This window comes from Rheinheimera sp. B2H12 (genome assembly GCF_059620065.1).
In genome coordinates, this window is the sequence record NZ_CM184363.1 from 2,474,480 (window position 1) to 2,499,574 (window position 25,095).

Consider the following 25,095-nt stretch of genomic DNA (forward strand, 5'->3'; position numbering starts at 1 on the left):
ATAGCATTGAGGATTCGGGTAAGCGTCAAGTGAGTAAGGCTTCAGGAGCATAGTGCTGCTATCTGACTGCGGCAAGTCACTGCAAACAATTACCTCACATCTTCAACGACTAAGGGTATGCACCGGGCTGATCAAATGCTTTATTAACAGGGAGTCTCAGATGTCAGGTGTATTAACAATGATTTTAGCTGGCGGGGAAGGCACCAGACTGGCTCCTCTGACCGGGATCCGGGCTAAACCTGCTGTACCATTTGGTGGCAATTACCGGATTATCGATTTTGTACTGAATAATTTTGTCAATTCCGATTTACTGCAAATTTTTGTCATCACTCAGTTTAAATCGCATTCGCTGATGAAACATTTAAGTCGGTCCTGGCGTGTTACCGGCCTGACGAACAGGTTTATTGACCCCATCCCGGCACAGATGCAAACGGGAAAACACTGGTATCTGGGCACTGCCGACGCAGTGTATCAGAACCTGCATCTCATTCATGGCCTGGACCCTGAACATGTTTGTGTCTTTGGCGGTGACCATATTTATAAAATGGATGTGCGGCAAATGCTGGATTTTCACCGCCAGCATGATGCCAAATTGACGGTGGCGGCCATTCCGGTGCCAGTGTCGCAAGCACATGAATTTGGTGTCATTGAAGTCGATGCAACTGGCAAAATGATCGGTTTTGAAGAAAAACCTAAATCAAATCCTAAAACCATTCCCGGCAAGCCTGATTTTGTGCTGGCTTCGATGGGCAATTATATTTTCGAAGCCCGTTGTCTGGTGGATGTGCTGGAACAGGATGCAAAAGAAATTGATTCTAAACATGACTTCGGCCACAACATTATTCCAAAGCTGTTTCCGCAAGGTGATGTCTACGTTTATGATTTTTCAACCAATATTATTCGTGGTGAAAAAGAGGCTGCCTGGGGTTACTGGCGCGATGTCGGGACTATTGACTCCTATTATGAAGCCAACATGGATCTGATTTCGGTGGTGCCACCTATTGATTTATACAACAAATACTGGCCATTACGCAGTTACACGCCACCGGTGCCGCCAGCTAAATTTGTCCATGATGAAGCCAACAGGACCGGTCAGGCGATCAGTTCTATGGTGGCGGCTGGTTGTATTGTCAGTGGTTCTATCGTGTACCATTCGATCCTTGGCTATAACGTGCATGTGCACAGCCATGGCTACATCGAAAAAAGTGTGTTGATGGGCAATAACGATATTGGCCGCGGTTGTCGTATCCGCCGTGCCATTATTGATAAAGATGTCAAAATTGCGCCAGGGACTATCATCGGCGAGGATCCGGTATTGGATCGTGAACGTTTCCATGTGTCGCCGGATGGCGTGGTGGTGATCCCCAAAGGTGCTCTGGTCGGGTTTGATTAAGCCATGCCAGATCCAGGCAACTTACGCTGAACAAGCGTACTTGCCTGGAGCGCTCAGAGACAGCAAGAAGTAACGGGTTGCAGATGCAAATAGTCTTTTTATGCAGTGAATATGAAGGTTTATTAAAAACCGGTGGCTTGGCCGATGCCACCCGGGGTTTGGCGCAGGCTTTGCTGGCTGAAGGCCATCAGGTCACAGTGTTGATGCCACGTTATGGCAGTCTTTATCAGACTGCGTTGTTACCCGAATGGCAATCGCTTTATTTTCCGCTGGCAGAGCAGCGATATGGTTGTGCTATCAGGCATCTGCAACTGGATGGGGTGCAGATAGGGCTGATTGAGCATCATGATTTTTTTCAGCGGCCGCGTCCTTATGATGATGGCGAGCATGGCTATTCAGACAACGCACTGCGTTTTGCTTTTTTCTGCCGTGCTGCGTTGCAATATTTGACGACCTGGCAGCAAGCTCCAGCCATTATTCACGGTCATGACTGGCAAAGTGCATTGGGTGCTGTCTATTTACGTCAATTGCAACAGCAGGGCCAATTGCAGCACAGCCGGTTTGTGCTGAGCATTCATAATGCAGCTTACCAGCAAATGATTGGCCAACATGAACTGGGCCTGCTTGGGCTCAGCCAGGCTGATGTACCACCAGATGCCCCGCTGAGCCTGCTCGGTATTGGCGTATGGCAAGCGGCGGCGCTCAATACCGTCAGTCAGGGCTATCGGGAGGAGTTGTTATCTGAACCGGCCGCCAATGGCCTCAGCGCGTTATATCAAGCAAGACAGGCAGATTTTGTCGGTATTTTAAATGGTTGTGACTATCAGCGCTGGGATCCAATCACAGATCCGATGCTCAGTCACAATTATCATAGCGGCGATCTAACCGGTAAAGCTGGTTGTAAAACCAGCTTGTTACAACGGGTTGGCTGGCAAACTCAACGTCAAGCCTTATTTGTGGCCGTTAGTCGGGTTACCGGACAAAAAGGTTTTAGTCTGTTGCTGCCAGCATTACGGCAGTGGCTACCAAGCACCCAGGCCAGAGTACTGATGATGGGAACTGGCGAGCAGCAATTTATTCAGCCGCTGTTAGCGCTGATGGCTGACTTTCCGGCCCAGTTTCATTTTATTCAGGGCTTTGACGAGGCGTTATCCCATCAACTGGAAGCGGCCGGTGATTTTTTTCTGATGCCGAGTTTATTTGAACCTTGTGGTTTGAACCAGATTTACAGTTTGCGTTATGGCACTGTGCCTTTAGTCAGAGCGACCGGTGGTTTAAAAGATACAGTGGTGGCATATCCGGCCGGTGATGCGACTGGTATCCGTTTTGACGAAGCCGAAGTGCCGGCTTTATTGGCGGCATTACAACAAGCTGAGCAGTTGTATGCTGATCCGGCACAATACCGGCTGGTGCAACAGCGTGGCATGCAACAAGTGTTTAGCTGGCAAGCGTCAGCCAGCCAATACCTGCAGCTATACCACCGTCTTCAGGCCTGAGCTGTGGTCATTTCTGCGGGTAGCTGCGCGTCAGCTTTGTCCATAGATACAGCAATCGGGGCAGCAACATGCGAAAACTGTTGTCTGCCTTTCACTTTGTTTGCTAGCCTTATCAGGACTTTTTTCAAGGGCTGACTTTATGGATGCGATTACCTTATTAACCACGCGATATTCTTCTTCTCGTTTGACTGAACCGGCACCGGCTGGCGAAGCCTTAGAAATCATTAAACAAGCAGCGTTAAGGGTACCGGATCATGGTGCATTAAAACCATGGCGTTTTGTTATTTTTAATGGCAAAGCCGCACTGTCCAAACTCGGCGATATTTTTGCAGAAGCGGCGGTGGAAGATGATCCTTCGATCGCTAATGAACTGCTGGAACGGGCGCGGCAGTTACCATTGCGGGCACCTATGGTGATTGCCTGTATTGCTAAATGCACTGAACATCACAAAGTGCCGGTACAGGAGCAGGTGCAGTCTGCAGCTTGCGCTGTGATGGCCATGCAACAAGCGGCCTTTGCCTTAGGTTTTGGCGGTATTTGGCGCACAGGTGCTTATACCCAGTATGAGTTTGTTAAACAAACCCTAGGGCTGGGTGAGGATGATGAAATTGTCGGTTATCTGTATCTGGGGACTTGCGTTGCAGAAGCATCTGAGCGTAAAGCAGTGGACAGTGCAGACTTTTTCTCTGACTTTAGTCAATAGCCAGCTGGGCTGAACACCGGCAGATAAATATTAAAAGCCATCAGAAGATGGCTTTTAGATTCGAAAGCTTAAAAAAATCAGAAGTCGGCATTGCCCGGTGTGCGTGGGAAAGCAATCACATCGCGGACGTTACCAACACCAGTGACATAAGACACCAGTCGTTCAAAACCTAAGCCAAAACCAGCATGCGGCACAGTGCCATAACGGCGCAGATCACGGTACCAGCTGTAGTCTTCTTTATTCAGACCCATGGCATCCATCCGTGCATCCAGGTGTTCCAGTCGTTCTTCCCGCTGCGAACCGCCAATAATTTCACCGATGCCTGGTGCCAGAATATCCATGGCTGCCACAGTTTTACCGTCTTCGTTCATCCGCATATAAAAGGCTTTGATGTCTTTTGGATAATTTTGCAGGATCACCGGGGCACCGACATGGACTTCGGCCAGATAACGTTCGTGCTCAGACTGTAAATCGACACCCCATTGCACCGGGTATTCGAATTTCTTACCGCAATTTTGCAAAATTTCCACAGCTTCGGTGTAATCCATCCGCACAAAGCTGGAGTTGATAATATCCTGTAACCGGCTGATGGCTTTATCGTCGACCCGCTCAGCAAAAAATGCCATGTCGTCAGCACGTTCTGCCAGTACGGCCTGGAATACAAACTTCAGCATGTCTTCGGCCAGTTGCGCCACATCTTTTAACTCGGCAAAGGCAACTTCTGGTTCAATCATCCAGAACTCTGCTAAGTGACGGGTGGTATTCGAATTTTCTGCCCGGAAGGTCGGACCGAAGGTATAGACATTGGACAGGGCGCAAGCATAGGTTTCTACGTTCAACTGACCTGACACTGTCAGGAAAGTCTCTTTGCCGAAGAAATCTTGTTTGTAGTCAATATGGCCTTTGTCATCCCGTGGCAAATTTTCCAGATCTAAGGTACTGACGCGGAACATTTCGCCGGCACCTTCAGCATCAGCACCTGTGATAATTGGGGTGCTTATCCAGTAAAAACCACGTTCATGGAAAAAACGATGGATAGCTTGAGCTAGACAATGACGGACGCGGGTGATAGCGCCAACCATATTGGTGCGCGAGCGCAAATGCGCCTGTTCGCGCAGGTATTCCATCGAATGGCGTTTAGGAGCCATTGGATAAGTATCCGGGTTTTCCACCCAGCCGACCACTTCGACGCTACTGGCCTGGATCTCAAAAGCCTGGCCCTGACCTTCAGAACGGGCGATAGTACCGCTGACAATCACAGAGCAGGCGGTGGTCAGGCGTTTAATTTCTGATTCGTAATTATTCAGTTCAGCCGGAGCGACGGCTTGCAGTGCATCAAAACAGCTGCCGTCATGTACGGCGAGAAATGAAATACCGGCTTTAGAATCACGGCGGGTACGGATCCAGCCTTTTACGGTTACCTGGTCGCCGACTGCATATTTGCCGGCTAAAACTTCTTTAATCACTGCATGGGTCATGCAATTGCTCCAACTTGCTATCTGAAAAGGTTTGAAAATCCGATAAGAGGTGTAATCATACGCAGGCCGCGTTTCAACACAAGTAAAAAATCACAGGAAGCCTGTTTTGACTGAGCAAAATTCACCGCCACAGCGCCCAAACCGGCGAAAAGGTCCAGATTGGTTATTGCATAGCCTGAGTTTGCTCTCTATTGCTGGCTGGGTGGTCTTTGTCATTGCGCTTGGCTTCGGGCATATGGCTAAACCTGAATTTAAATCTGGTTTGGTGAAATACTGGGGTATTCAAGTGCGTGAATATTGGCATCCGGAACTGACACCCCAATTGGTGTATTTGCTCTGGTGGTGCTGTGGCATCAGTTTGTTAAGTTTATTGCTCAATCGCGCCAGACTGCGCCGTGCCGGTGATCGACTGCGTTATAACCTGGTGGTCTTGCTGTTGGTGTCTGCTGTCATGTTGGTGTACCTCTACCAGGTGGTTTAGCTGGTTGCCTTCAGTTTCAGTTCAGTTTCAATAGATTAATGTTGCATTTTTATCAATAAAAGGTGCTGTTATGCGGGGTCTGTGTGCTGTTTTGGTGTTGCTGTTAACGGGGTGTGTTCAGGTGCAAACCGGTAATGATGTGATTGATGCAACATCAGCAGTGGCAACGGGTTTATATTTGCAAAATAAAATAGCTGAAGAACAAGAGAAATCGGCGCGGCCTGATCCCTTCAAGCAAGCAGATCCAACAGTGCAAAAATTAGATGCTGCTATTGAGAAGGCCAGGCAGCAGGCATTACCGGTCGAAAAACCTGCGGCCACTAGAGCACCGAACAGTTTAAAAAAGCGGCAGCAGCCGTGGGCAAAACAGCACTCAGACAAGGCAAATGTCTGAAGGTTTAGTGAACTAAACCGAAGGAATTTAACGCCGTATGAGGATGTTTTGCCCCGGCCCTGCGGGAGCGCCGGAAAAGCACGCATCCGGCGTTGGGCAAATTGCGCAATAGAATGACTATTGCTCAATTTCCCGCCTTGCCTGCGAGTTTTTCCGTCAGCTCTGCTGCTCGCTTTTTGAACTGATCGGTGCTCTAGGTAGCTATCTGGTGTAAGGCTTGAGATCCGGCTCTTGCCGCATGCTGATACAGTCTGGCTGCGTGTTCACAGCCAGACTGTCGAGCCGGCTTCAGGCGCCTGGTAATGGCATTTGCCGGCTGAAAATGTCTTGCTGGCACACTTGCAGCAGGGCAGACGTTAATTGGCTGAGTTGGTCTGGACTGATGATAAAAGGCGGCATCAGATAGAGCAGTTTACCAAAAGGCCGGATCCACACACCAAGTTCTACAAACAAACGCTGACAAAGCGCCACATCAACATTTTCCTTTAGCTCAATGACGCCAATGGCTCCCAACACCCGCACGTCTGCAACCTGCGGCAATTGCCGGGCCGGACTCAATTCAGCTTCGAGTTGCTGCGCTATGGCTGCAACCTGTGAGGGCCATTGCCCGTGGGCAATGAGTTGCAAGCTGGCGCAGGCGACACTACAGGCCAGCGGGTTGGCCATAAAGGTGGGGCCATGCATCAAAGCACCGATAATGCCATTGGCGACTTTGTCACTGCATAAGGTTGCCCCCAGCGACAGATAACCGCCACTCAGGGCTTTACCGACACAAAGAATATCCGGGCTGATGGCGGCATGTTCACAGGCAAATAATTTGCCGGTCCGGCCAAAACCGGTGGCGATCTCATCCACAATCAGCAGCACATCATACTGATCACACAAACGACGGCATAAGGCCAGATAGTCAGGGTGATAAAACCGCATGCCGCCAGCCCCTTGCACTATAGGCTCGACAATCATCGCAGCCAATTTCTGATGATGCTGGGCGAACAAGCTCTCCAGAGCCAGTGCATCAGCAGCAAGGAACTCAGCATCAAACTTACTTTGCGGCGCCGGCGCAAACAAATGCGGCGTCAGTTGACTGCGAAACATCTGATGCATGCCATCATGGGGATCGCAGACCGCCATCGCTGCAAAGGTATCACCATGATAAGCTTTTGACAGGCTTAATATTTTCTGTTTTTCCGGTTGCTGTGTTAACCAGTATTGCAGTGCCATTTTCAACGCAACTTCCACCGCAATAGAGCCACTGTCAGCAAAAAACACTTTAGTCAAATCCACTGGCGCCATCTGCAGTAATAACTGCGCCAGATTGACCGCCGGCTGATGCACAATGCCGCCAAACATCACATGGCTCATTCGGCTGAGCTGATCGGTAATAGCCGCGTTCAGCACTGGATGGTTATAACCGTGCGCTGCCGACCACCAACTGGCAGTGCCATCAATTAAACTGCGGCCATCTTCTAAATACAGCAAACAGCCATCAGCTCTGCTGATCGGATAGACCGGTAACGGCTGTTGCAATGAGGTGTAAGGGTGCCAGATATGCTGGCGATCAAATTCCAGATCTATTGCCATAGGGGACTCAGTAAAGGTTATTGCAACAGTAACGCTTAAATATTGTGCAATGGTAAACCTGCGCAACTGGTTGGCGTTGACTTCAAAGGGCAGGCGGCTAGACTAGCGACAAAATGTCAGAACTACAATGCTGATTTCAGCTGCAGGGAAATTTATGTCTTATTCTGAAGTGCGTCACAACTGGACCTTAACCGAAGTCAACGCGCTGTTTGCGTTGCCATTTAACGAGTTGATGTTTCAGGCGCAACTGACCCACAGAGCCAACTTTAATCCACAAGAAGTGCAAGTCAGCACCTTGTTATCAATCAAAACCGGTGCCTGTGCCGAAGATTGTAAATATTGCCCGCAAAGTGGTCATTATAATACCGGCCTAGAGCGGGAACGGCTGCTGGAAGTCGAAAAAGTACTGACCCAGGCCAAAGCGGCCAAAGACAAAGGCGCCAGTCGCTTTTGTATGGGGGCCGCCTGGAGTAATCCAAAGCAGCGTGACATGCCTTACATCATGGAAATGGTCAAAGGAGTCAAGGCGATGGGGCTGGAAACCTGTATGACGCTGGGTAAACTGGATGCGGGTCAGGCCCGTGAATTGGCGCAAGCCGGTTTGGATTTTTACAACCATAACCTCGATACTTCGCCTGAGTTTTATGGCGAAATCATTACCACCCGTACTTATCAGGACAGATTAGACACCCTGTCGCATGTGCGGGATGCCGGTATGAAAGTATGTTGTGGCGGTATTGTGGGGATGGGCGAAAGCGCCAACGACCGTTCAGCGCTGTTGATGCAAATTGCTAATTTGCCAGAACATCCACAAAGTGTGCCTATTAATATGCTGGTGAAAGTTGCCGGTACTCCACTGGAAAATGTCGAAGATTTAGATGGCTTTGAGTTTATCCGGACTATTGCGGTGGCACGTCTGATGTTGCCAAAAAGCCATGTCCGGTTATCAGCCGGCCGCTCGCGGATGAACGAACAAATGCAGGCTTTGTGTTTTATGGCCGGCGCTAACTCGATTTTTTACGGTGACAAACTGCTGACGACTGAAAATCCGGAAGCCGATGCCGATATGCAATTGTTTGCCAAACTTGGCTTAAAACCAGAGCAGCGGCATGACGTCTCCGACGAAGCACATGAAGCGGCCATGGCCGATGCCATTGCTGAGCAATTGACGCCAGCGTTATTTCACGCGGCCAGCTGATGCGGCAGGAAGTGATGCAAGCCCGGCTGGCTGAACGCCAGCAGGCCGGGTTATTCCGTCAGTTACCCCAGTTGCAGCAGGTCAAAGGGCGGCTGTTAACTTTTCAGGGCCGGGAATATCTGAATTTTTCTGGCAATGATTATCTTGGGCTGGCGACAGATCCGAGCGTGGTGGCTGCTTTCTGTCAGGGCGCGACTGATTATGGTGTCGGCAGCACCGGCTCGCCGCTGATCAGTGGCCAGCAGCGGCCACATCAGCAACTTTGCGCTGAAATTTGTGATTGGTTGAATGTTGAAGCTGTGCTGTTGTTCAGCTCAGGCTTTGCTGCCAATCAGGCGATGTTGTTAGGGCTGGTGGCTGCTGATGAATGTCTGCTGCTGGACAAGCTCAGTCATGCCTCGATGATAGACGCTGCGTTGCAATTGCCAGGTGGTTATAAAAGGTATTTGCATAATGATCTGTCCTCGTTACAAAAACTACTGTCGCACCAAACAACGCCAGCTGTGGTGGCCACCGAAGGGGTGTTCAGCATGGATGGCGATAGCCCGGATTTAGCGGCGCTGGCGGCTTTATGTCAGGCCGCACAGGTGCCATTCCTGCTTGATGATGCGCACGGGCTTGGTATTGTTGGGGCGCAAGGCGCGGGCTCATTGGCCGCAGCGGGAATAGCCACTGCCGCGGCGCAATGTCTGATGGCCAATTTTGGTAAAGCGCTGGGTGGACAGGGCGGATTTTTAGCCTGTAGCACCCTGGTGGCCGACTATCTGATGCAAAGTGCCCGGCATTTTATCTACAGTACGGCGTTATCACCGGCGCTGGCCGTGGCGATGCGGCAAAGTATCCTGTTATGCCGGCAGCAGCAATGGCGGCGTGACCAATTGCGCGATAACATTGTGCTGTGCCGGCAACTTGCTGCACACTATGACATCGCTTTGTTGCCTTCCAACAGCGCCATTCAGCCATTATTGATTGGTGACAGTCATAAAGCATTACAACTGAGTGCCGAATTGGCCACTGCAGGGATCTGGCTCAGTGCCATTCGTGCACCGACGGTACCGCGCCATCAGGCCAGGTTAAGGATCACCTTATCAGCGCTGCATCAGCCGGCTGATCTGCAGTTATTGTTTGCTACCTTAAGGTCGTTGTTATGAGCCTTAGTTTTGCCGAAACGCTGCTCTCTCAGCCACGGATTGCGGCACATTTTGATAAAGGTGCTGCTAGTTATCTCAATGCCGCCAGTTTGCAGCAAAAAGTTGCATCGCAATTGGCTGAGCTTTTACCCGCATATGTGCCGGTGATACTGGATTTGGGCTGCGGACCCGGCTGGCTGCAGCCGACCCTGGCCCGCCATTGTCAAAACCTGTGGGCGGCTGATTTAAGTGCGGCCATGCTGCAGCAAGCCAGGCAAATTGGCGCCGCCAGTCAATTTTTTCAGGCCGATGCCAGTGCCTTACCGCTGCCTGATGAAAGTGTTGATCTGGTGTTTAGCAGTCTGATGTTGCAGTGGTGCCCAGAGCCGGCGGCCGTGCTGGCAGAAATCAGCCGGCTATTAAAACCTGGCGGCCGCTTGCTGCTGACGACTTTAGTTGCAGGCTCACTGGCAGAATTCAGCCACAGCTGGGCCACAGTTGATAAGCAACCGCATCAACTGACGTTTTTGCCAGTTGATGCGTTATTACCGCAACTACAGCAGCCCGCACTGACGCAGACGTATCAGGTACAGCAGTATCAGCTGTTTTATCCGGATGTATTTAGCCTGGCCCGCAGTTTTCAGCAGATCGGTGCTAATTATGTGGCTGGGCGCCAGCCTGGCCTGACCGGCAAGCAACGTTGGCAGCAATTCGCCGCAGCTTATGAACAATTCCGCTGCCCGCAAGGACTGCCACTCAGTTATCAGGTGTTGCAGCTGCAGGCGGTGAAAACAACCGGGCTGCTGGTCTGAAGCCGCCCATTCCAATGCGCTGCTATTGTGCTGCCAAGATCATTTGCCCAATCTGAACAGGAGTTTTGATGTATTCAGTTTTTATTACGGCCACTGATACCGACGCGGGTAAAACCTATGTCAGTCGGTTATTGCTGCAAGGGTTTAAAGCCCATGGCAAAAAAGTGCTTGGATTAAAGCCAATCGCAGCTGGTGTTGATGCCGATGGTTTGAATGCCGATGCTAAAATTTTGCAAGCCATCTCGGATGGAGCCCCCGACTATAACTTCATCAATCCATTATTGCTGACACCACCGGTGGCGCCTCATCTGGCGGCAAAACTTACCGGTGTACAGCTGGATGGGGCTGTGCTGGATCAACAGTTGGCGCAAGCCAATCACATAGCACCAGATCTATGTCTGATTGAAGGCGCTGGTGGCTGGTTATTGCCCTTGTCAGAACAAGTCTACCTGGCTGATTGGGTGATAGCCCGGCAGTTGCCGGTTATTTTGGTGGTCGGCATGAAACTCGGCTGTTTAAACCATGCCATGCTAACGGCCAGAGAGCTACAAAGATCAGGGGGGACGGTGCTGGGCTGGATTGCCAATTGCGTCGATCCAAAGATGTTATTGCTGGATGAAAATATTGCCGATTTGAGCCAAAGACTGCCTTGGCCCAGACTCGCTATCTTGCCTTATCAGCCTTTGCAAATACAAGGCGTTACCACAGCAACAGCGGTGCCGGCCGAAGCGCTGCAATTGGCAACAGCAGTTGAGTCACTGCTGAAATAAAAAGGCGTGGGAGCTATTGCACCTTCGCATTAACATTGGCCGTGCCAGCACCATTCGCTTGCACGGCCTGTGGTTTTATAAAAATGCCGATAAATCCGCGCCAGGTAAAATCGCAGTTTTACTGCCGCCGATAAATAAATATCCGTCGCTTTGGCCGAGATAGGTCAGCTTATCAGCCTCCCGCCGTAACGCACTGCCTTCAGGTAGGGCGATAATCGCCGTACTGGGTTCCAGATGCATAAACTCAGCCAGTCGCATGTCGCGGGTTTCGCCATGAAATCCTGCCGGTTTATAGTCGGTATAGTGCGGATTCAATTGGCATGGCAACAATTGCAATGCTTCAAATGACGCTGGTTGTACAATCGGCATATCATTGGTGGTGCGGATGGTTAAACCGGCAATATTGGAGCCGGCACTCCAGCCGATATAAGGCGTGCCCTGCTGAACTTTGTCGCGAATGGCCGTCAGCAATTGCTGTTGATACAACAGATGCAGCAACTGAAAGGTGTTACCGCCGCCGACCATAATCGCCTTCGCCTGTTGCACAGCCCCCAGCGGGTCTGCCATTTGGTGAATACTCTGCACCTCAATACCCAGCGGGCTCAGCGCAGACTGAACCATCTGCTGATAGCCATCGTAACTGACGCTCACGCCAGCAAAAGGAATAAACAGTACCTGGTTGATGCCCGTAAGCTGATCGGCAATGAAGGGTAAACCCGGTGCCAGATAGTCGCTGTTGCCAGCTCTGGATGAGCTGAGTAATAACAATTTCATCGGTAAACTCCTGTCCTGAAGTTGTTATTGTACGGTAACTTGCAGCATTGGTGTGATACGATTTGTTACAAATCACGCTGCTGACAGTGTTGAAAGCTGGCGGCATGCCCATATAGTAACGGAGTCGGATTTGATTGTGCGTGCTATCGTCAGCTACGCAGTCAGATCTGGCATTGAATTCTGGTCATCATGAGGTAAATATGAAACGTATAATGCTGTTTTTACTGACGAACTTAGCAGTGATGCTGGTACTGTCAATCGTTCTCAGTGTCGTGTTTTCAGTGTTTGACATTGATCGGCGCAGCATGGGTGGATTATTAACGCTGGCTGCCGTGTTTGGTTTCGGTGGCTCGCTGATCTCGCTGGCAATGTCGAAATGGATGGCAAAACGCTCGACAGGCGCTGTGGTGATTGAACGGCCACAAAATGCCACTGAACAATGGTTATTTAACACGGTGAAACGTCAGGCGCAACAAGCTGGCATTGGTATGCCAGAAGTAGCGATCTATGATTCGCCGGAAATGAATGCCTTTGCCACCGGTATGAACCGGAATAACGCCCTGGTGGCGGTCAGTACCGGTCTGCTGCGCAATATGCGTGAAGATGAAGTTGAAGCTGTATTGGCGCATGAGGTATCCCACATTGCCAATGGCGATATGGTGACCCTGACGCTGATCCAGGGTGTGGTCAATACCTTTGTTATTTTCATGGCGCGGTTGATCGCCGGCGCTATTTCCAGTGCCACCCGCAGCAGCGATAGTGAAGAACCGGCGCAAGGTGGTTTTGCCTACATGATTACCGTGTTTGTGCTGGAAATGATTTTTGGCGTGCTGGCCAGTGTTATTGTGATGTGGTTCTCCCGCCAGCGTGAGTATCGCGCTGATGCCGGAGCTGCCAAATTGGTAGGTGCCAATAAAATGGTGGCTGCGCTGGAGAGATTGCGCAATAACCATGAAAGTCAGTTAGAAGGTTCGATGATGGCCTTTGGTATTGCCAATAAACCGGCGGCCTCTGAACTCTTTATGAGCCATCCACCGCTGGAAAAACGCATTGCAGCGTTAAAAGCAGTTTAAAGTGCAAACCCAGGTCTGATGTGGTGCTGATAAACCACTCAGGCACTGGGCCGGTGTTGCTGCCAGATATTTTTTTATTTCAGTTCCCAACCTCAGACCGCAACCGCGGTCTTTTTTATCGCTGCTGAAAACTACAGACTGCTTTAGGGCACTAAGCTACGCGGCGATCTAAGCTTCAGCGCCGCCACTAAACCAGTGCCTGAGGTGATCTGCCGTTTTTTTTACGCCCTGGAGTACATAATCTGCTCACTCTTTGTTATGTTGATGAAATCAAATATAAAAAGAGAAGATCACCATGTTCAAAGCTCGACTTAGTTTGTTGGCCAGTTGTTTATGTTGCCAAGTGGCTGTCGCCGCTGCCAGTCAGGGATATTACCGTGCACCGGCACTGCATGGCGAGCAACTGGTCTTCACTGCTGAAGGTGATTTGTGGCTGCAGGACTTAGCGAGCAAGCAACCCGCCGAACGTTTAACCACCCATCCAGCGGAAGAAATCAATGCACAGTGGTCTGCTGACGGGCAATATCTGGCTTATCAGGCTAATTATGTTGGCATCAGCGAAGTCTATTTGCTGGCCAAAGCGGGTGGTCAGCCAAAACGACTGACCTTTGAAAACAGTAAAGTCAGATTACAGGGCTGGACAGCGCAGGGTGAAGTCCTTTACAGCACCGACAGCAAAGCTGGCCCCGTCAATCAATGGCTGTTGAAAACTGTCGATCCGCTGACATTACAAAACCGCACCTTCCCTTTAACCGATGCGGTCGAAGGCGTCATCGATAGCAAAGGCGAGTATGTCTATTTCATCCGTTTTGGTTTGCAGGTCACCGGCGACAACGCCAGACAATACCGGGGTGGTGCTATGGGTCAGCTATGGCGCTACCGGCTCGATGGTCGCCAGGAAGCTGAACGTCTGGCCGCCGCACACCAGGGATCAGTGCGGCAGTTACAGTTGTGGCGCGATAAAATATTGCTGATCAGTGACCGGGATGGCCAGCCGAATATCTGGCAACTGGAATTGGATGGCAGTGGGGGGCAGGCCTTAACCACGCATCAGGATTTTTCGGTACGTTCGTTACGGGTGCATGGTGATCAGGCTGTTTATCAGCTGGGTGCCGATATACACCGACTGGATTTAACCAGCAAAGACAGTCAATTGTTACCTGTGAGTCTGCGTTCGGATTTTCCCTATCTGCGCACCCGCTATCTGGATAAACCGCTGACTTATCTGACCGCCGTAAGCCTGGCTGGTGCAGCCGACAAAGCGGTGCTGACCCTGCGGGGGCAACTGACTGTTGTTGGCAAGCCGCCGCTGCGAGCTGTCAATGTCGCGACCGCGGCCGGTAGCCGTTCCCGCAGTGCAGTGTTAAGTCCGGATGGCCGTTTTGTCTACGCCATCAACGATCAGAGTGGTGAAAATGAGCTGTGGCAATTTGCCGCTGACGGTAGTCAGAGTGCGAAACAACTGACCAAAGATGGCAGCACTTTTCGCTGGGGCATTTATCCTTCACCAGATGGCCGTTATCTGGCGCACGATGATAAACAAGGTCAACTCTGGTTACTGGATTTACAAAGTGGCCGCAATGAAAAAATTCAGTCACAAGGCAGCGGCCTGACGCCTTATACCGATGTGGTCTGGTCGGCTGATAGCCAGCAATTAGCCTTTACTTACCACCCGGTTGATGCTGAACGCAGTCGTATTGGCTTGTACCGGTTAGCGGATAAACAAAGTAAGCTGCTGACCAGTGAAAGTTATCTATCCTGGAGTCCGGCCTTTAGTCCTGATGGCCATTGGTTGTATTTTATTTCCGAGCGGCAGTTTACTGCTGAACCAGCCTCGCCCTGGGGCGACCGCAATATGGGACCAGCCTTTGACCGACGGGCTTTGGTGTATGCGATCCCATTGCAATCAAAACTCAGATCACCATTTGCTGCTGCCACTGAACTAAGCGCGGACCAGGCAACGGGTGCACCTTTAGCACTGGCGCAGCTCCCTGGCAGCTTATACCCGCTGCCTTTACCGGCTGGGAATTACGCTAAGCTATTGTTAAACGACAAATTTATCTATTTACTTGAAACTTCAGTCAACGGCGAGCCCGGTCAGTTGAAGTCAGTCGCCATCGGTAACAGTAAAGCAGAACTCAATTTGTTCAGTCGCGATGTCAGCGACGTGATGCTAAGTAATAATGGCAGTCAGTTGTTGCTGCACAAAGGCAGTGGCGATAAAACCGAGTTATTACTGCTGGACGCCACTGCGACAGCACCGGCCAACACCGCCGATAACATGCTGGCAACTCAGGCTGTCAGTGTGCAACTGGAACCAAAAACTGAATGGCGGCAAATGTTTAACGATGCCTGGATCATGCACCGCGACTCATTATTTGATGCCAGGATGCGCGGTCTCGATTGGCAAGCCCAGCGGCAGCATTATCAGCCATTACTGGCTAGGCTGACCGACAGATATGAGTTGGATGACGTGCTGGCACAACTGATTGGTGAGCTTGATGCGTTGCATTCTCAAGTGCGCGGTGGAGAATATGCCAAGGCCACTGAAACTGGTCAGCAAGCAACTTTGGGTGCGGCCTTGAGCCAGGATCAACAAGGGGTGGTGATCGAGCAGATTTATCAGACTGATGCAGAATTACCGCAACTGGCCGGGCCTTTGGCTAAAGCCGGTACTGATGTGCAAAACCAGGATCGTATTGTGGCGGTGAATGGTCGCAGTATCAGCAGTATTGCCGAGTTAAATCAGGCGTTATTACAGCAACAAAATAAACAAGTGTTGCTGCAACTGCAGCGTGATGGTCGCAGCCATCAAACCGTGGTCGAGGCCATCAGCCCGGCCCAGGAAGCACAACTGCGTTATCAACATTGGGTTGAAATAACCAAAGCCCAGGTGGCGTCACAAAGTCAGCAGCAAATTGGTTATTTACACTTAAATGCCATGACCGCGGCTGATTTAACTGTGTTTGTCCGTGACTTTTATGCCCAGTTGGAAAAGCCTGCTTTGATCATTGATGTCAGACGCAATCGTGGTGGCAACATTGACAGTATCATTATTGAAAAACTAATGCGCCGGGCCTGGGCCTTCTGGCAACCAATCCGGGGTCAGGCTTATCCGAATATGCAGCAAAGTTTCCAGGGTAAATTGGTGGTACTGGCCGACCAACTGACCTATTCCGATGGTGAAACCTTCACGGCCGGAGTGAAAGCTCTGGGGCTGGCCACTGTGATTGGTCAACCGACCGCGGGGGCAGGTGTTTGGTTATCAGGTGCTAATTTACTTAGTGATCATGGGGTGGCGAGGGTGGCGGAAACGGCCCAATTTGCCATGGATGGACGTTGGGTTATTGAAGGCCGGGGCGTTAGTCCGGATCTGGCGGTCGAAAATTACCCGCGTGCGAGCTTTGATGGGGCTGACGCCCAACTTTCTGCGGCAATTTCTTATTTAACTGAGCAACTTAAACAAAATCCGCCGGTCAGAATGCAAGCACAGCCGATTGGTCAGGGCATAGCTGCCGATGTTGTGCCATCATCTAAACAACAACAGGAATAAACCGATGAAATTATTAGCCGGATCAATGTTGCTGGTGCTGCTTATCCTCAGTGGTTGCGCCAGTCATCAGGGCAAAACAGTCGATAAACAACGTCAGAGCATTGAAGCGATGCGGGCCAATACCCTGAATGCACTTTACAAAGAAAAACCTTATGCTGCTGATACTATTGAACGTTCTGCCGGTTACGCGGTGTTTAGTAATGCCAATGTCAACCTGCTGTTTGCCAGTGCAGGGGGTGGTTATGGCGTCGTGCACAGCAACAGTGGTGCTGTCACCTACATGAAAATGGGCGAAATCGGTTTAGGCCTTGGTTTAGGGGCCAAAGATTACCGGCTGGTCTTTGTCTTTCATACCCATAAGGCGCTGCAACGTTTTGTCAATGACGGCTGGGCTTTCGGTGGTCAGGTTGATGCAGCCGCCAAGTCGAATGATAAAGGGGATGCCATCGGTGGGGAAATTACCGTTGATAATATTACCATTTATCAGCTCACTGAGTCGGGGCTGGCGCTGCAGGCAACGATTAAAGGGACGAAGTTCTGGCGAGATGCCAGTCTGAACTAACTGAGGATAAATGCCGTGGTATTGGGTTGGCGCATCAGGCCAACCAGGGCTATGGTTGTTGGGTATGTTGCAGAAGGAATGATTATGCCAGTGAATGCCGAGTTAAATGATGAAATTAAAATTTTAAATCTGTTTAATTTAGACAGTAGTCTGGAGGGGATAAAAGCGCACAAAACGGCAGATCCACAAAGTTTGGCTGCTATCGCCAGGCTGCATCAAAAAGGCTTACTGACGCAACCTGATGGCGGTTATCTGACCGATTTGGGCCGGCATTGTGCTGAACATATTCAGGCAGCTTTGCGAATTTTGACGGCTTAACGCTGTTATTGCCAAGGCAATTACCTGTTGAAATAGGGTTTTAATAACTTGGCCCTGAGTTGTTGTCTTCGCAGCTGAGCCTTGATCTGTTGCAACAATTGCAGACACTGGCTGGCGGTTTTTGCACTCTGATCAGTGGCAAAACTCAGTTGCTGGTAGTGCTCTGCCAGCAACTGTAGTTGCGATTGCAGCGCAGGTTGTTGATCCGCTATCTGTTGCAGATAGGCGCTGATGGTTTGTCCTTGCACTTTTGGTTGCCAGGGCGTCAGATATTGCAGGATCAAGGTCGCAGGGGCTGTCTGTAACAACAATCGTTGTTGCCAGATTCGATAGCGATGCCAGCTCCAAAACAACAGACTCGCAGATAACAAGCCAGTGCAAAGCAGCATCAGTCCGTGGCTGAGACTGAACACGCAGCCGCTGAATGCTGCAAGCCAGCGCTGCCAGCTTGTCACTGGCCAAGTTGCATTGACCTTGTTCAACTGCGCTTCCAATTGCGCTAGCATCACAGTTGCACTGTGCTGGATCTGTTGCCATAACTGCCATTGTGCGGCCGGGGTAAATCCTAAAATCCAGCGACTCCAGAAATAATCAAGTTCAGACAGCGGTTGCAATAACCAGCGTTGCCAGTGCTGTTGTAAAAACACCGCGACCGGACCTGCCAAACTGTCGGCCGCAAAGAGTTCATCCAGTCTGCTAAAAGCACGTGCTGGTGCCACTGCAAGCGTTGGGTCATATCGGTGCCACTGTCCTTGCTGATAATACTCCACCCAGGCATGGGCTTCTTTTTGCGTCACCTGCAGATAGCGGCCATTGGCCAACCATTCGCCGCCCAGATAACCACCGACGATCCGACTGGGGATCCCAGCTGCGCGCAGCAAAAATACTGCTGCTTGCGCATAATGACTACAAAAACCGTTTTTGCTGGCAAATAAGAATTGGTCGATTTGTTCGCCTTGTAATACGGGCGGGGTCAGGCTGTAGACAAAACCACCTTGTTGCAGATACTGCTGGATTTGCTGCACCAGCAAGTGGGCATCACCGCCAGCAACACGCTTCAAATCGAGTGCCAATTGCCGGCTGGTCGGGTTGCCGGACGGCAGCCGCAGATCGGCCTGCAGTGCGTTCGTTGGTCGCGGACGTAATTCGGGCAGTGGGCCTAACCAACTTTGCAAGGCGAACTGAGTTTGTTGACTCAGTGGCCGCCGGCTTTCCAACAAAGCCAAAGTGGTCAGCCGACTGCGTTCTGGTAGCGTGACCGGCAATGCCAGACTGAACAAATGTTGTTGCTGATGTGGTTCAAGTAATAAATTGTATTCAATCCGCTGGCCCGCTGCGGCTGGATTGGGCTGGCTTGCAGATAATATTTCCGCTTGTTGTAAGGCCCAGGCTGGATCCACGCTGCCGACTGAGTCGGCCTGAACCCAACTGTTGCCATCAAAATGCTGATAGATCCTGGCCCGCCAGTACAATTCGGCATCGGTGGGCGCAACCCCGTTAAACTCAGCCCGAAATACCAGCGCATCCGAACTGACCAGTTGGCTGATACTGCCTGGAGACAGCACTTCGGCTAAACCGGTTTGCGCCACGGACGTGACGGGTAATTGCCACAAGGGCGGTAGCCTTGGCAGAAACACAAACAACAGCGCCCACAGCGGCAAGATCACCAGGCTACTTTTCAGCAGCGCAATCGGCTGAAGCCGCACCGGTTGGCTGGCAAATGCGAGATAATGCGCCCCAAGTTGTCCTAAAAAGACCAGCAACACCACAAGTGCAATCACCAGGTCCTGCTGCAATATCAGCGCGCAAGCGAGCAGCAGGTAATGCACCAACATCAGTTGCTTGGCATCATTGAGCTCACTGGTGCGAAAACCAAGTAAACGCAATAATGCCGCCAGATAGAGCAAATGCACCATCAGCGCCAGTACCCCCTGGCTGCGGCTGGTCAGGATAAATAGTAGCACCAGTACTGCGGCCACCAGATTGGCTTCTGTCAGTCGCCAGGCCCGCCAGTGCCAGCGTAGTTGCAGTAATTTCAGCAACAGTAACAAAGCAAAACTCAGTAAACTGACACTGGAAAAGGCCGGACTCAGCAACCAGCACAATGCCAGTTGGACCAGCCATAACCGCCAACTCAGCGACTGTTGCAGCGCTAACATAACGCCAGCGCCTGCAAACAAAGTTGCTGTTGCTCCGGACCTGAGCCGTACTTGATCAATGCATCGGGTAGCTGCAGCGAGTAGGACTGACCTGCAGCACTCAAATCCAGTATTTGCCGGGTTAATTGTTGTAATTTCAGCTCAAGCGCAGCGCCTTCAAGCTGCGGTAGCACCAGGCAAAGCTGTGGGGGGCGCGCCTGCTCCGACTGATAGACTTTGACGACAGGTTGAGTGGGTTGACGGGCCAGCTTTTTCCAATCGATGCGTTGCAGTTTGTCGCCCTGAACATAAGGTTGCAGGTGAGACCAGCTTTGATCCGGGTTGCTGCTGCCAAGCGCCGGTGTTTGTGAATGCGGCAATGGGGTTGGATAGACCCAATACTGCTGCTGTAGTGCCAGATAACACCAGCATTTGACCAAGCCAAACGGATGCACTGAAGATAATTTCAGTCTGGGTAACTGATATAAACCCCGTTTGGTTGGCCGATGTTGCAATTGCAACCAGCCTTGTTGTTGCTGGCATTGCCAGTGTTCGAGTTCAAATTGCAACGATTGACGATGTTGCCATTGCTGCAGGGAAACGATCAACTGCAGTTGCTGTCCGGCAAAAGTCGCGACAGGCGGACCTGCCAGTAACCTGAGGCCAGCCAAGTTCTGATAACTTAATACGATACAAAGCAGCAGCAGGCTGAGCAGCAAATAGCTAAGCAGCAACACCAGATTATTCTGATAGTTAGTTCCAAGGATATAGAGCAATAAAATTAAGCCGCTAAAAGCAAGCCCATAGCGACTTGGCAACACCAATAAAAAACGATGGCGTAAGGTCAGACTTGCGACTGCAGGTTGGCGGCGTGCCAGCCAGCGCAGCAGACGTTGCCGGACCCAGGCCCGGCTGGTCAAGCGGCTCAGACCGGACATGGCGTTTGCGCCAGTAACAGTTGACTAAAGTGAGCCTGATGTTGCTGTGAATTGGTTGTGCTCTGTAAGCGGTGCTCAGCCACAGCGGCAAACACAGCCTGCACATCGTCTGAGGTGACAAAATTTCGCTGTTGCATATAGGCGTAGGCTTTCGCCGCCAGCAGCAGCGCCTTACCAGCTCTTGGTGATAAGGCCTGCATATCAGTACGGCCCCGGCTGTGCGAGAGCAAATCAAGCAGATAATTTAATAATGCAGCACTGGCATGGACTTGCGGAATTTGTTGCTGGATCTGTAATAACTGCGCTGCAGTCAATAACGGCAGTTCAATCTTTGGTTGATGTTGTTGCTGCAATAACTGCAGCTCTGCGACCCGGTCCGGAAACCCCAGCGTCAGCCGCATCAAAAATCTGTCCAGCTGAGATTCTGGCAATGGATGGGTACCACTGTGGTATTGCGGATTTTGCGTCGCGATGACAAAAAAAGGACAAGGCAAAGGCCGGCTTTCACCATCAACAGACACTTGCTGTTCTTCCATGGCTTCTAACAAAGCACTTTGCGTCTTTGGGCTGGCACGATTAATTTCATCGGCCAGCAGTACCTGACTGAACACCGGACCGGCCCGAAAACTAAAATGTTGACTGCTGGCATCATAAACACTAAAGCCGGTCAGATCTGCCGGTAATAAATCGCTGGTAAATTGGACCCGTTGATATTGTAAGCCAAGCGAAGATGCCAAGGCATGGGCGAGGGTGGTTTTGCCCATACCTGGTAAATCTTCCAGCAGTAAATGGCCTTTGGCCAGTAAACAACAAAGTGCCAGTCTGATTTGACTGCTTTTACCTAAGATCACCTGATTCAAGGTGTGTTCAACGGCGGCTATTGCACTGTACATGAGGCTCTGCTGAAAAAATGGACTAAGACCTTATCTTGCCTGAGCCTTCGTCTGTTGTCAGCAGCCGGACTAAAGCAAAGGTAGCTTTTCCAGCGATAAAAACTGGTCGAAACAAGGGCCGCAGTGGCGGCCCTTCGTTATCAGGATGAGCTTAAAACAGTGCCTTAACGCTCAAACCGTACCGTGACAGGCGCAGAGAATGCTGTGCTGCCCACTTGTTTGAGCTGATACACCGCTGTAGGTGCTGTCGAGTTAAAGCGATCACGGTACTTGCCGTTGTTGTCTAACTGGCCAACCAGCACACCATCACGATATAACTCCACATCAGCGGAGGCTCCACTCCAACGTAAGTCAACAATAGTTGAACCTGTTCTGGCGCGTTGCGAACGAAGTACAGACAATTCAATGCTGACATCGGCCAGACTTAAGGTCTGAGTCGAGGTGGCACTTAAATTGGTGGCATCCGTCACCGTCAAACTAACATCGTAACTCCCGCCTTGTGCGTAACTGTGCGTTGGGTTTTGCTCAGTTGATGTGCTGCCATCACCAAAGCTCCATAACCAGCTGATAATTTCGTTATCGGCATCTGTCGCCTGACTGGTGAAACTCAGGTTCAGGGTATCGGCACTGTAACTAAAGGCTGATACTGGTGCGATCGGATCCGGGCCGGTTTCTGGCAACACTTTCAGATTGAGTGACCACTTGTTCAGTGTACCGGTATCCAGATTGGCGGTATCACTGACAAACAACGACCAATCACCTTGTACCTGTTCACCATTAAACTGGCTTAAAGTCCAGGTTTTAACAATGTTATCAGCACTGCCACCTTCTTTATTGTGCAAGGTATACTCAGTGCCTGCCGGTGAGCGCAGTTTCACAGTCAAATCGCCAATCCAGGTATGGGTGATATCGACACTGACCGTCACCGCAAAAGCGGTCGCTGCATCAGGCACGTTGATCAGACTGGTGGTACCGGCTGGGTTATTATCAGGAATGGCAACTGGATTATTGTTTTCAAAAGGTAAATCCTGCAAGCCTTGCGGCAATACCGCCAGGGCAGCACTGACAGTTTTCACCAGCTCGCCGGTTGCGGCATCTGTGCCTGTGACCGTCAGTTCATAATTACCCCAGGCCGTTGCGGCTGTGGTTGGTGCTGTCAGCGTCAAGCTTTGTCCAGGCTGTGCCGAGCTGGCGGATAAAGCCAGGCCAGGTAAGGCCGGGTTGCTGCTGACGGTAAAATTGACCTGACCTTCCCAATCGGCAATATCAGAGACAGCCAACTGATAAACAGCATTCTGACCCGCGGTAATTTCTTGCCGGGCAGGCGTTAAACCAAGTCCAAAGCCAGGTACCGGATCGGCTGCTGCCAAAGCGGCATCCAGATTAATCCGTTTGCCGGATAAAATCTTCCCTGCCAGCGCCGGTAAACTTTCGCCACTGTCGAGCAGAATTTGTTTCACTTCGCTGATGGTCAGATGCGGTGACAATGACCAAATCAAGCCAGCAGCACCAGCCACATGCGGTGTCGCCATTGAAGTACCGGATAATGAACCGTAGGTGTTGCCCGGTAAAGTCGATAAAATGGCAGAGCCTGGCGCTGCCACATCTACCGTGGTTGGGCCATAGGTAGAGAAACTTGACAGGTTGTCATTGCGATCCGTTGAAGCCACCGCGACTATACCAGGCAAATCATAACCGGCCGGATAATGTGGCGTCACATCAGCGTTTTGGGCTGAGTTACCTGCCGCTGCAATAAACAGGATCTCGGCATCATTACCGGCTTTGATCGCCAGTTTTAACGCTTCAGAATAACCACCGCCGCCCCAGGAGTTGTTGGTGGCCCGCACGTTGACACCATGATTGAGCTTCAGATTGGTGAAATAGTTGATACAGGCAATAGCACCGGCCGTACTACCAGTGCCATCCGGGCCTAAAAACTGGCAAGGCAATAAAGTGGCATTCCAGTTGACCCCGACCACCCCGACGCCATTGTCACCGGCTGCACCTATAGTTCCAGCCACGTGGGTACCATGACCTTCACCATCAAATGGATCGCCATTGTTGCTAAAAGCAGAGTAACCATAGACATCATCAATCACGCCGTTATTGTCATCATCAAGACCATTACCGGCAATTTCGCCCGGGTTGACCCAGCGGTTGGCCGCTAAATCCGGGTGGTTATAGTCCAAGCCTGTGTCAATGATACCAATGATGGTATCCCGGCTGCCCTTGGTGATTTCCCAGGCTTCAGGTGCATCGATATCGGCATCGACCCGGCCACCGGCCTGTCCTGTGTTATGCAAGCCCCAGAGTTCGGCAAAACGTGGATCTGAAGGGGTCACTTGCTGCCGCTCTGTGCTGATAGCTTTGATGATGTAGTTCGGCTCAGCAATGCTGATGGCTTTGTGTTTGCTCAGCTTCTTCAGCAGCGCATCTCGGCTGACCCCTTTTGGCACGGCGATTTCGGCAATACGGCCATCTGCCAGATAACGACTACGGCGGTCCAGGCCGTCGGCATCGGCATAACGCAGCGATACGCCATTGGTTTTTAATACCGCAGCGCGCTCTTGTTGGCTGACGCCTGGTTTAAATACTACCAGCACTGAATCGCTGGCCGCTTCGATGCTATTTGCCTGCGCAGAGCCGCTGGCGAGTGCACTGAGCACCGCAAGCGTAAGAAAAGTTTTTTGACGCATGGTAAGTCCCTTATCAATTTAAGTTTGCTTATTGGGTGTCATCACAAAGACACCTATTAACCAATAACATCAAATTGGAATAAGAAAACAGTTTATCCAAAAAAAATGGAATAAAGTATTAGTTCTTTTGCCATATTTTATTCATTTTATTGCAATAACTTGCTGATTTTTCTCTGTTTTGACTACTCACCACTGCGGCTGGTTGCAGAAAAAATAGCCTTTTTGTCTGATTGTCGCGCCAAACCACTGCTTTAGATTGAATAAAGACAGCAAGGCATAAGAGGGCACCAATGAAACAACAAAGCTGGTTCGTACTGCTGGTTTTGCTGTTGCAAAGCAGTAGCTGCTGGGCTGAACCCGAACTGTCGGTGACGCTGTCAGCTTTGCTGGAGAGACAGAATCTGGCAAATCTGGCGCATATCCAGCAACAGGGGCAACACAACCAGTTGAATTTGCAGCAACAACAGGACGCTAATATGGCGCTGATCTGGCAATTCGGCCTGAATAATCAAGCTGATTTGTTACAGACTGGCCAAGGCAATGCACTGTTGTTGTTGCAAAAAGGAGATGACAACCACGCGACCATTTTGCAGCGGGGAAATCACAACTTTTTGCAACTGGAACAACAGGGAAGCGCCAGCTTCAGTATCGAGCAAATCGGTGATGGCGGCGCTGTTTCTGTAACGCAATATTAAAAATCAACAAGATAAAATC

21 protein-coding genes are annotated in these 25,095 nt (G+C 50.8%); 14 read left to right on the forward strand and 7 right to left on the reverse strand.

The window, feature by feature from the left end; translation table 11 throughout:
* Positions 1 to 160: 160 nt before the first annotated feature.
* The 3 genes from glgC to AC53GJ_RS10640 all read left to right on the forward strand — a co-directional run bounded on the left by glgC (position 161) and on the right by AC53GJ_RS10640 (position 3,592).
* A complete protein-coding gene (gene glgC / locus AC53GJ_RS10630) occupies positions 161 to 1,393 on the forward strand; it encodes a glucose-1-phosphate adenylyltransferase (protein WP_496732651.1) in 1,233 nt (410 codons plus the stop codon).
* An 83-nt stretch (positions 1,394 to 1,476) separates the two neighbouring features.
* Entirely contained in the window at positions 1,477 to 2,889 is a 1,413-nt protein-coding gene (locus AC53GJ_RS10635) for a glycogen synthase (RefSeq protein ID WP_496732652.1), read from the forward strand.
* A gap of 139 nt (positions 2,890 to 3,028) precedes the next feature.
* Complete coding sequence (locus AC53GJ_RS10640) at positions 3,029 to 3,592, forward strand: NAD(P)H nitroreductase (RefSeq protein WP_496732653.1); 564 nt, start codon at positions 3,029 to 3,031, stop codon at positions 3,590 to 3,592.
* A 77-nt stretch (positions 3,593 to 3,669) separates the two neighbouring features.
* Here AC53GJ_RS10640 and asnS read toward each other — a convergent pair whose 3' ends face one another.
* Positions 3,670 to 5,070, reverse strand: coding sequence for an asparagine--tRNA ligase (asnS, locus tag AC53GJ_RS10645; RefSeq protein ID WP_496732654.1), 1,401 nt, complete (start codon positions 5,068 to 5,070; stop codon positions 3,670 to 3,672).
* Between the two features lie 106 nt (positions 5,071 to 5,176).
* Between asnS and AC53GJ_RS10650 the strand changes: the two genes are divergently transcribed.
* Together AC53GJ_RS10650 and AC53GJ_RS10655 are read left to right on the forward strand one after the other, a co-directional pair.
* Positions 5,177 to 5,551 carry a hypothetical protein gene (locus tag AC53GJ_RS10650; RefSeq protein ID WP_496732655.1) on the forward strand — a complete coding sequence of 125 codons (375 nt, stop codon included), beginning with the start codon at positions 5,177 to 5,179 and terminating at the stop codon, positions 5,549 to 5,551.
* 70 nt (positions 5,552 to 5,621) lie between these two features.
* A complete protein-coding gene (locus AC53GJ_RS10655; protein WP_496732656.1) occupies positions 5,622 to 5,945 on the forward strand; it encodes a hypothetical protein in 324 nt (107 codons plus the stop codon).
* Positions 5,946 to 6,233: 288 nt separating this feature from the next.
* Here the strand turns inward: AC53GJ_RS10655 and bioA are convergent, their stop codons facing one another.
* A complete protein-coding gene (bioA, locus tag AC53GJ_RS10660) occupies positions 6,234 to 7,526 on the reverse strand; it encodes an adenosylmethionine--8-amino-7-oxononanoate transaminase (protein ID WP_496732657.1) in 1,293 nt (430 codons plus the stop codon).
* Positions 7,527 to 7,680: 154 nt separating this feature from the next.
* On the opposite strand from bioA, the gene bioB reads away from it, so the two are divergent.
* The 4 genes from bioB (at position 7,681) to bioD (ending at position 11,436) form a co-directional block, all read left to right on the forward strand.
* On the forward strand, positions 7,681 to 8,724 hold the full coding sequence (bioB, locus tag AC53GJ_RS10665) for a biotin synthase BioB (protein WP_496732658.1): 1,044 nt from the start codon (positions 7,681 to 7,683) through the stop codon (positions 8,722 to 8,724).
* Positions 8,724 to 9,875, forward strand: coding sequence for an aminotransferase class I/II-fold pyridoxal phosphate-dependent enzyme (locus AC53GJ_RS10670; RefSeq protein WP_496732659.1), 1,152 nt, complete (start codon positions 8,724 to 8,726; stop codon positions 9,873 to 9,875). Before bioB ends, AC53GJ_RS10670 begins: the two co-directional genes overlap by 1 nt.
* On the forward strand, positions 9,872 to 10,666 hold the full coding sequence (bioC, locus tag AC53GJ_RS10675) for a malonyl-ACP O-methyltransferase BioC (RefSeq protein WP_496732660.1): 795 nt from the start codon (positions 9,872 to 9,874) through the stop codon (positions 10,664 to 10,666). The genes AC53GJ_RS10670 and bioC overlap by 4 nt, the downstream gene beginning before the upstream one ends.
* 68 nt (positions 10,667 to 10,734) lie before the next feature.
* A complete protein-coding gene (gene bioD, locus AC53GJ_RS10680; RefSeq protein ID WP_496732661.1) occupies positions 10,735 to 11,436 on the forward strand; it encodes a dethiobiotin synthase in 702 nt (233 codons plus the stop codon).
* Positions 11,437 to 11,511: 75 nt separating this feature from the next.
* On the opposite strand, the gene pepE is transcribed toward bioD, so the two are convergent.
* Complete coding sequence (pepE, locus tag AC53GJ_RS10685; RefSeq protein WP_496732662.1) at positions 11,512 to 12,210, reverse strand: dipeptidase PepE; 699 nt, start codon at positions 12,208 to 12,210, stop codon at positions 11,512 to 11,514.
* 200 nt (positions 12,211 to 12,410) lie between these two features.
* Here pepE and htpX point away from each other — a divergent pair, with 200 nt between their 5' ends.
* The 4 genes from htpX (at position 12,411) to AC53GJ_RS10705 (ending at position 17,716) form a co-directional block, all read left to right on the forward strand.
* Positions 12,411 to 13,283, forward strand: a complete 873-nt coding sequence (gene htpX, locus AC53GJ_RS10690) for a protease HtpX (protein ID WP_496732663.1) — start codon at positions 12,411 to 12,413, stop codon at positions 13,281 to 13,283.
* 295 nt (positions 13,284 to 13,578) lie between these two features.
* Complete coding sequence (locus AC53GJ_RS10695) at positions 13,579 to 16,836, forward strand: S41 family peptidase (RefSeq protein WP_496732664.1); 3,258 nt, start codon at positions 13,579 to 13,581, stop codon at positions 16,834 to 16,836.
* Positions 16,837 to 16,840: 4 nt separating this feature from the next.
* The gene (locus AC53GJ_RS10700) at positions 16,841 to 17,398 is read left to right on the forward strand and encodes a lipid-binding SYLF domain-containing protein (RefSeq protein WP_496732665.1); all 558 of its coding nucleotides are present in this window, start codon (positions 16,841 to 16,843) and stop codon (positions 17,396 to 17,398) included.
* A gap of 84 nt (positions 17,399 to 17,482) precedes the next feature.
* A complete protein-coding gene (locus tag AC53GJ_RS10705) occupies positions 17,483 to 17,716 on the forward strand; it encodes a TIGR02647 family protein (RefSeq protein WP_496732666.1) in 234 nt (77 codons plus the stop codon).
* Positions 17,717 to 17,736: 20 nt separating this feature from the next.
* Here the strand turns inward: AC53GJ_RS10705 and AC53GJ_RS10710 are convergent, their stop codons facing one another.
* The 4 genes from AC53GJ_RS10710 to AC53GJ_RS10725 form a co-directional block, all read right to left on the reverse strand.
* Positions 17,737 to 19,875 (reverse strand): transglutaminase TgpA family protein, encoded by a 2,139-nt coding sequence (locus AC53GJ_RS10710; protein ID WP_496732667.1) that lies wholly within the window; start codon positions 19,873 to 19,875, stop codon positions 17,737 to 17,739.
* Positions 19,869 to 20,792 carry a DUF58 domain-containing protein gene (locus AC53GJ_RS10715; protein ID WP_496732668.1) on the reverse strand — a complete coding sequence of 308 codons (924 nt, stop codon included), beginning with the start codon at positions 20,790 to 20,792 and terminating at the stop codon, positions 19,869 to 19,871. Before AC53GJ_RS10715 ends, AC53GJ_RS10710 begins: the two co-directional genes overlap by 7 nt.
* Positions 20,780 to 21,685: an AAA family ATPase gene (locus AC53GJ_RS10720; RefSeq protein ID WP_496732669.1), complete on the reverse strand. Its 906-nt coding sequence runs from the start codon at positions 21,683 to 21,685 to the stop codon at positions 20,780 to 20,782. The genes AC53GJ_RS10715 and AC53GJ_RS10720 overlap by 13 nt, the downstream gene beginning before the upstream one ends.
* 164 nt (positions 21,686 to 21,849) lie before the next feature.
* Positions 21,850 to 24,381 (reverse strand): S8 family serine peptidase, encoded by a 2,532-nt coding sequence (locus AC53GJ_RS10725; protein ID WP_496732670.1) that lies wholly within the window; start codon positions 24,379 to 24,381, stop codon positions 21,850 to 21,852.
* 290 nt (positions 24,382 to 24,671) lie between these two features.
* Between AC53GJ_RS10725 and AC53GJ_RS10730 the strand changes: the two genes are divergently transcribed.
* Positions 24,672 to 25,076: a hypothetical protein gene (locus tag AC53GJ_RS10730; protein ID WP_496732671.1), complete on the forward strand. Its 405-nt coding sequence runs from the start codon at positions 24,672 to 24,674 to the stop codon at positions 25,074 to 25,076.
* Positions 25,077 to 25,095: the final 19 nt, after the last annotated feature.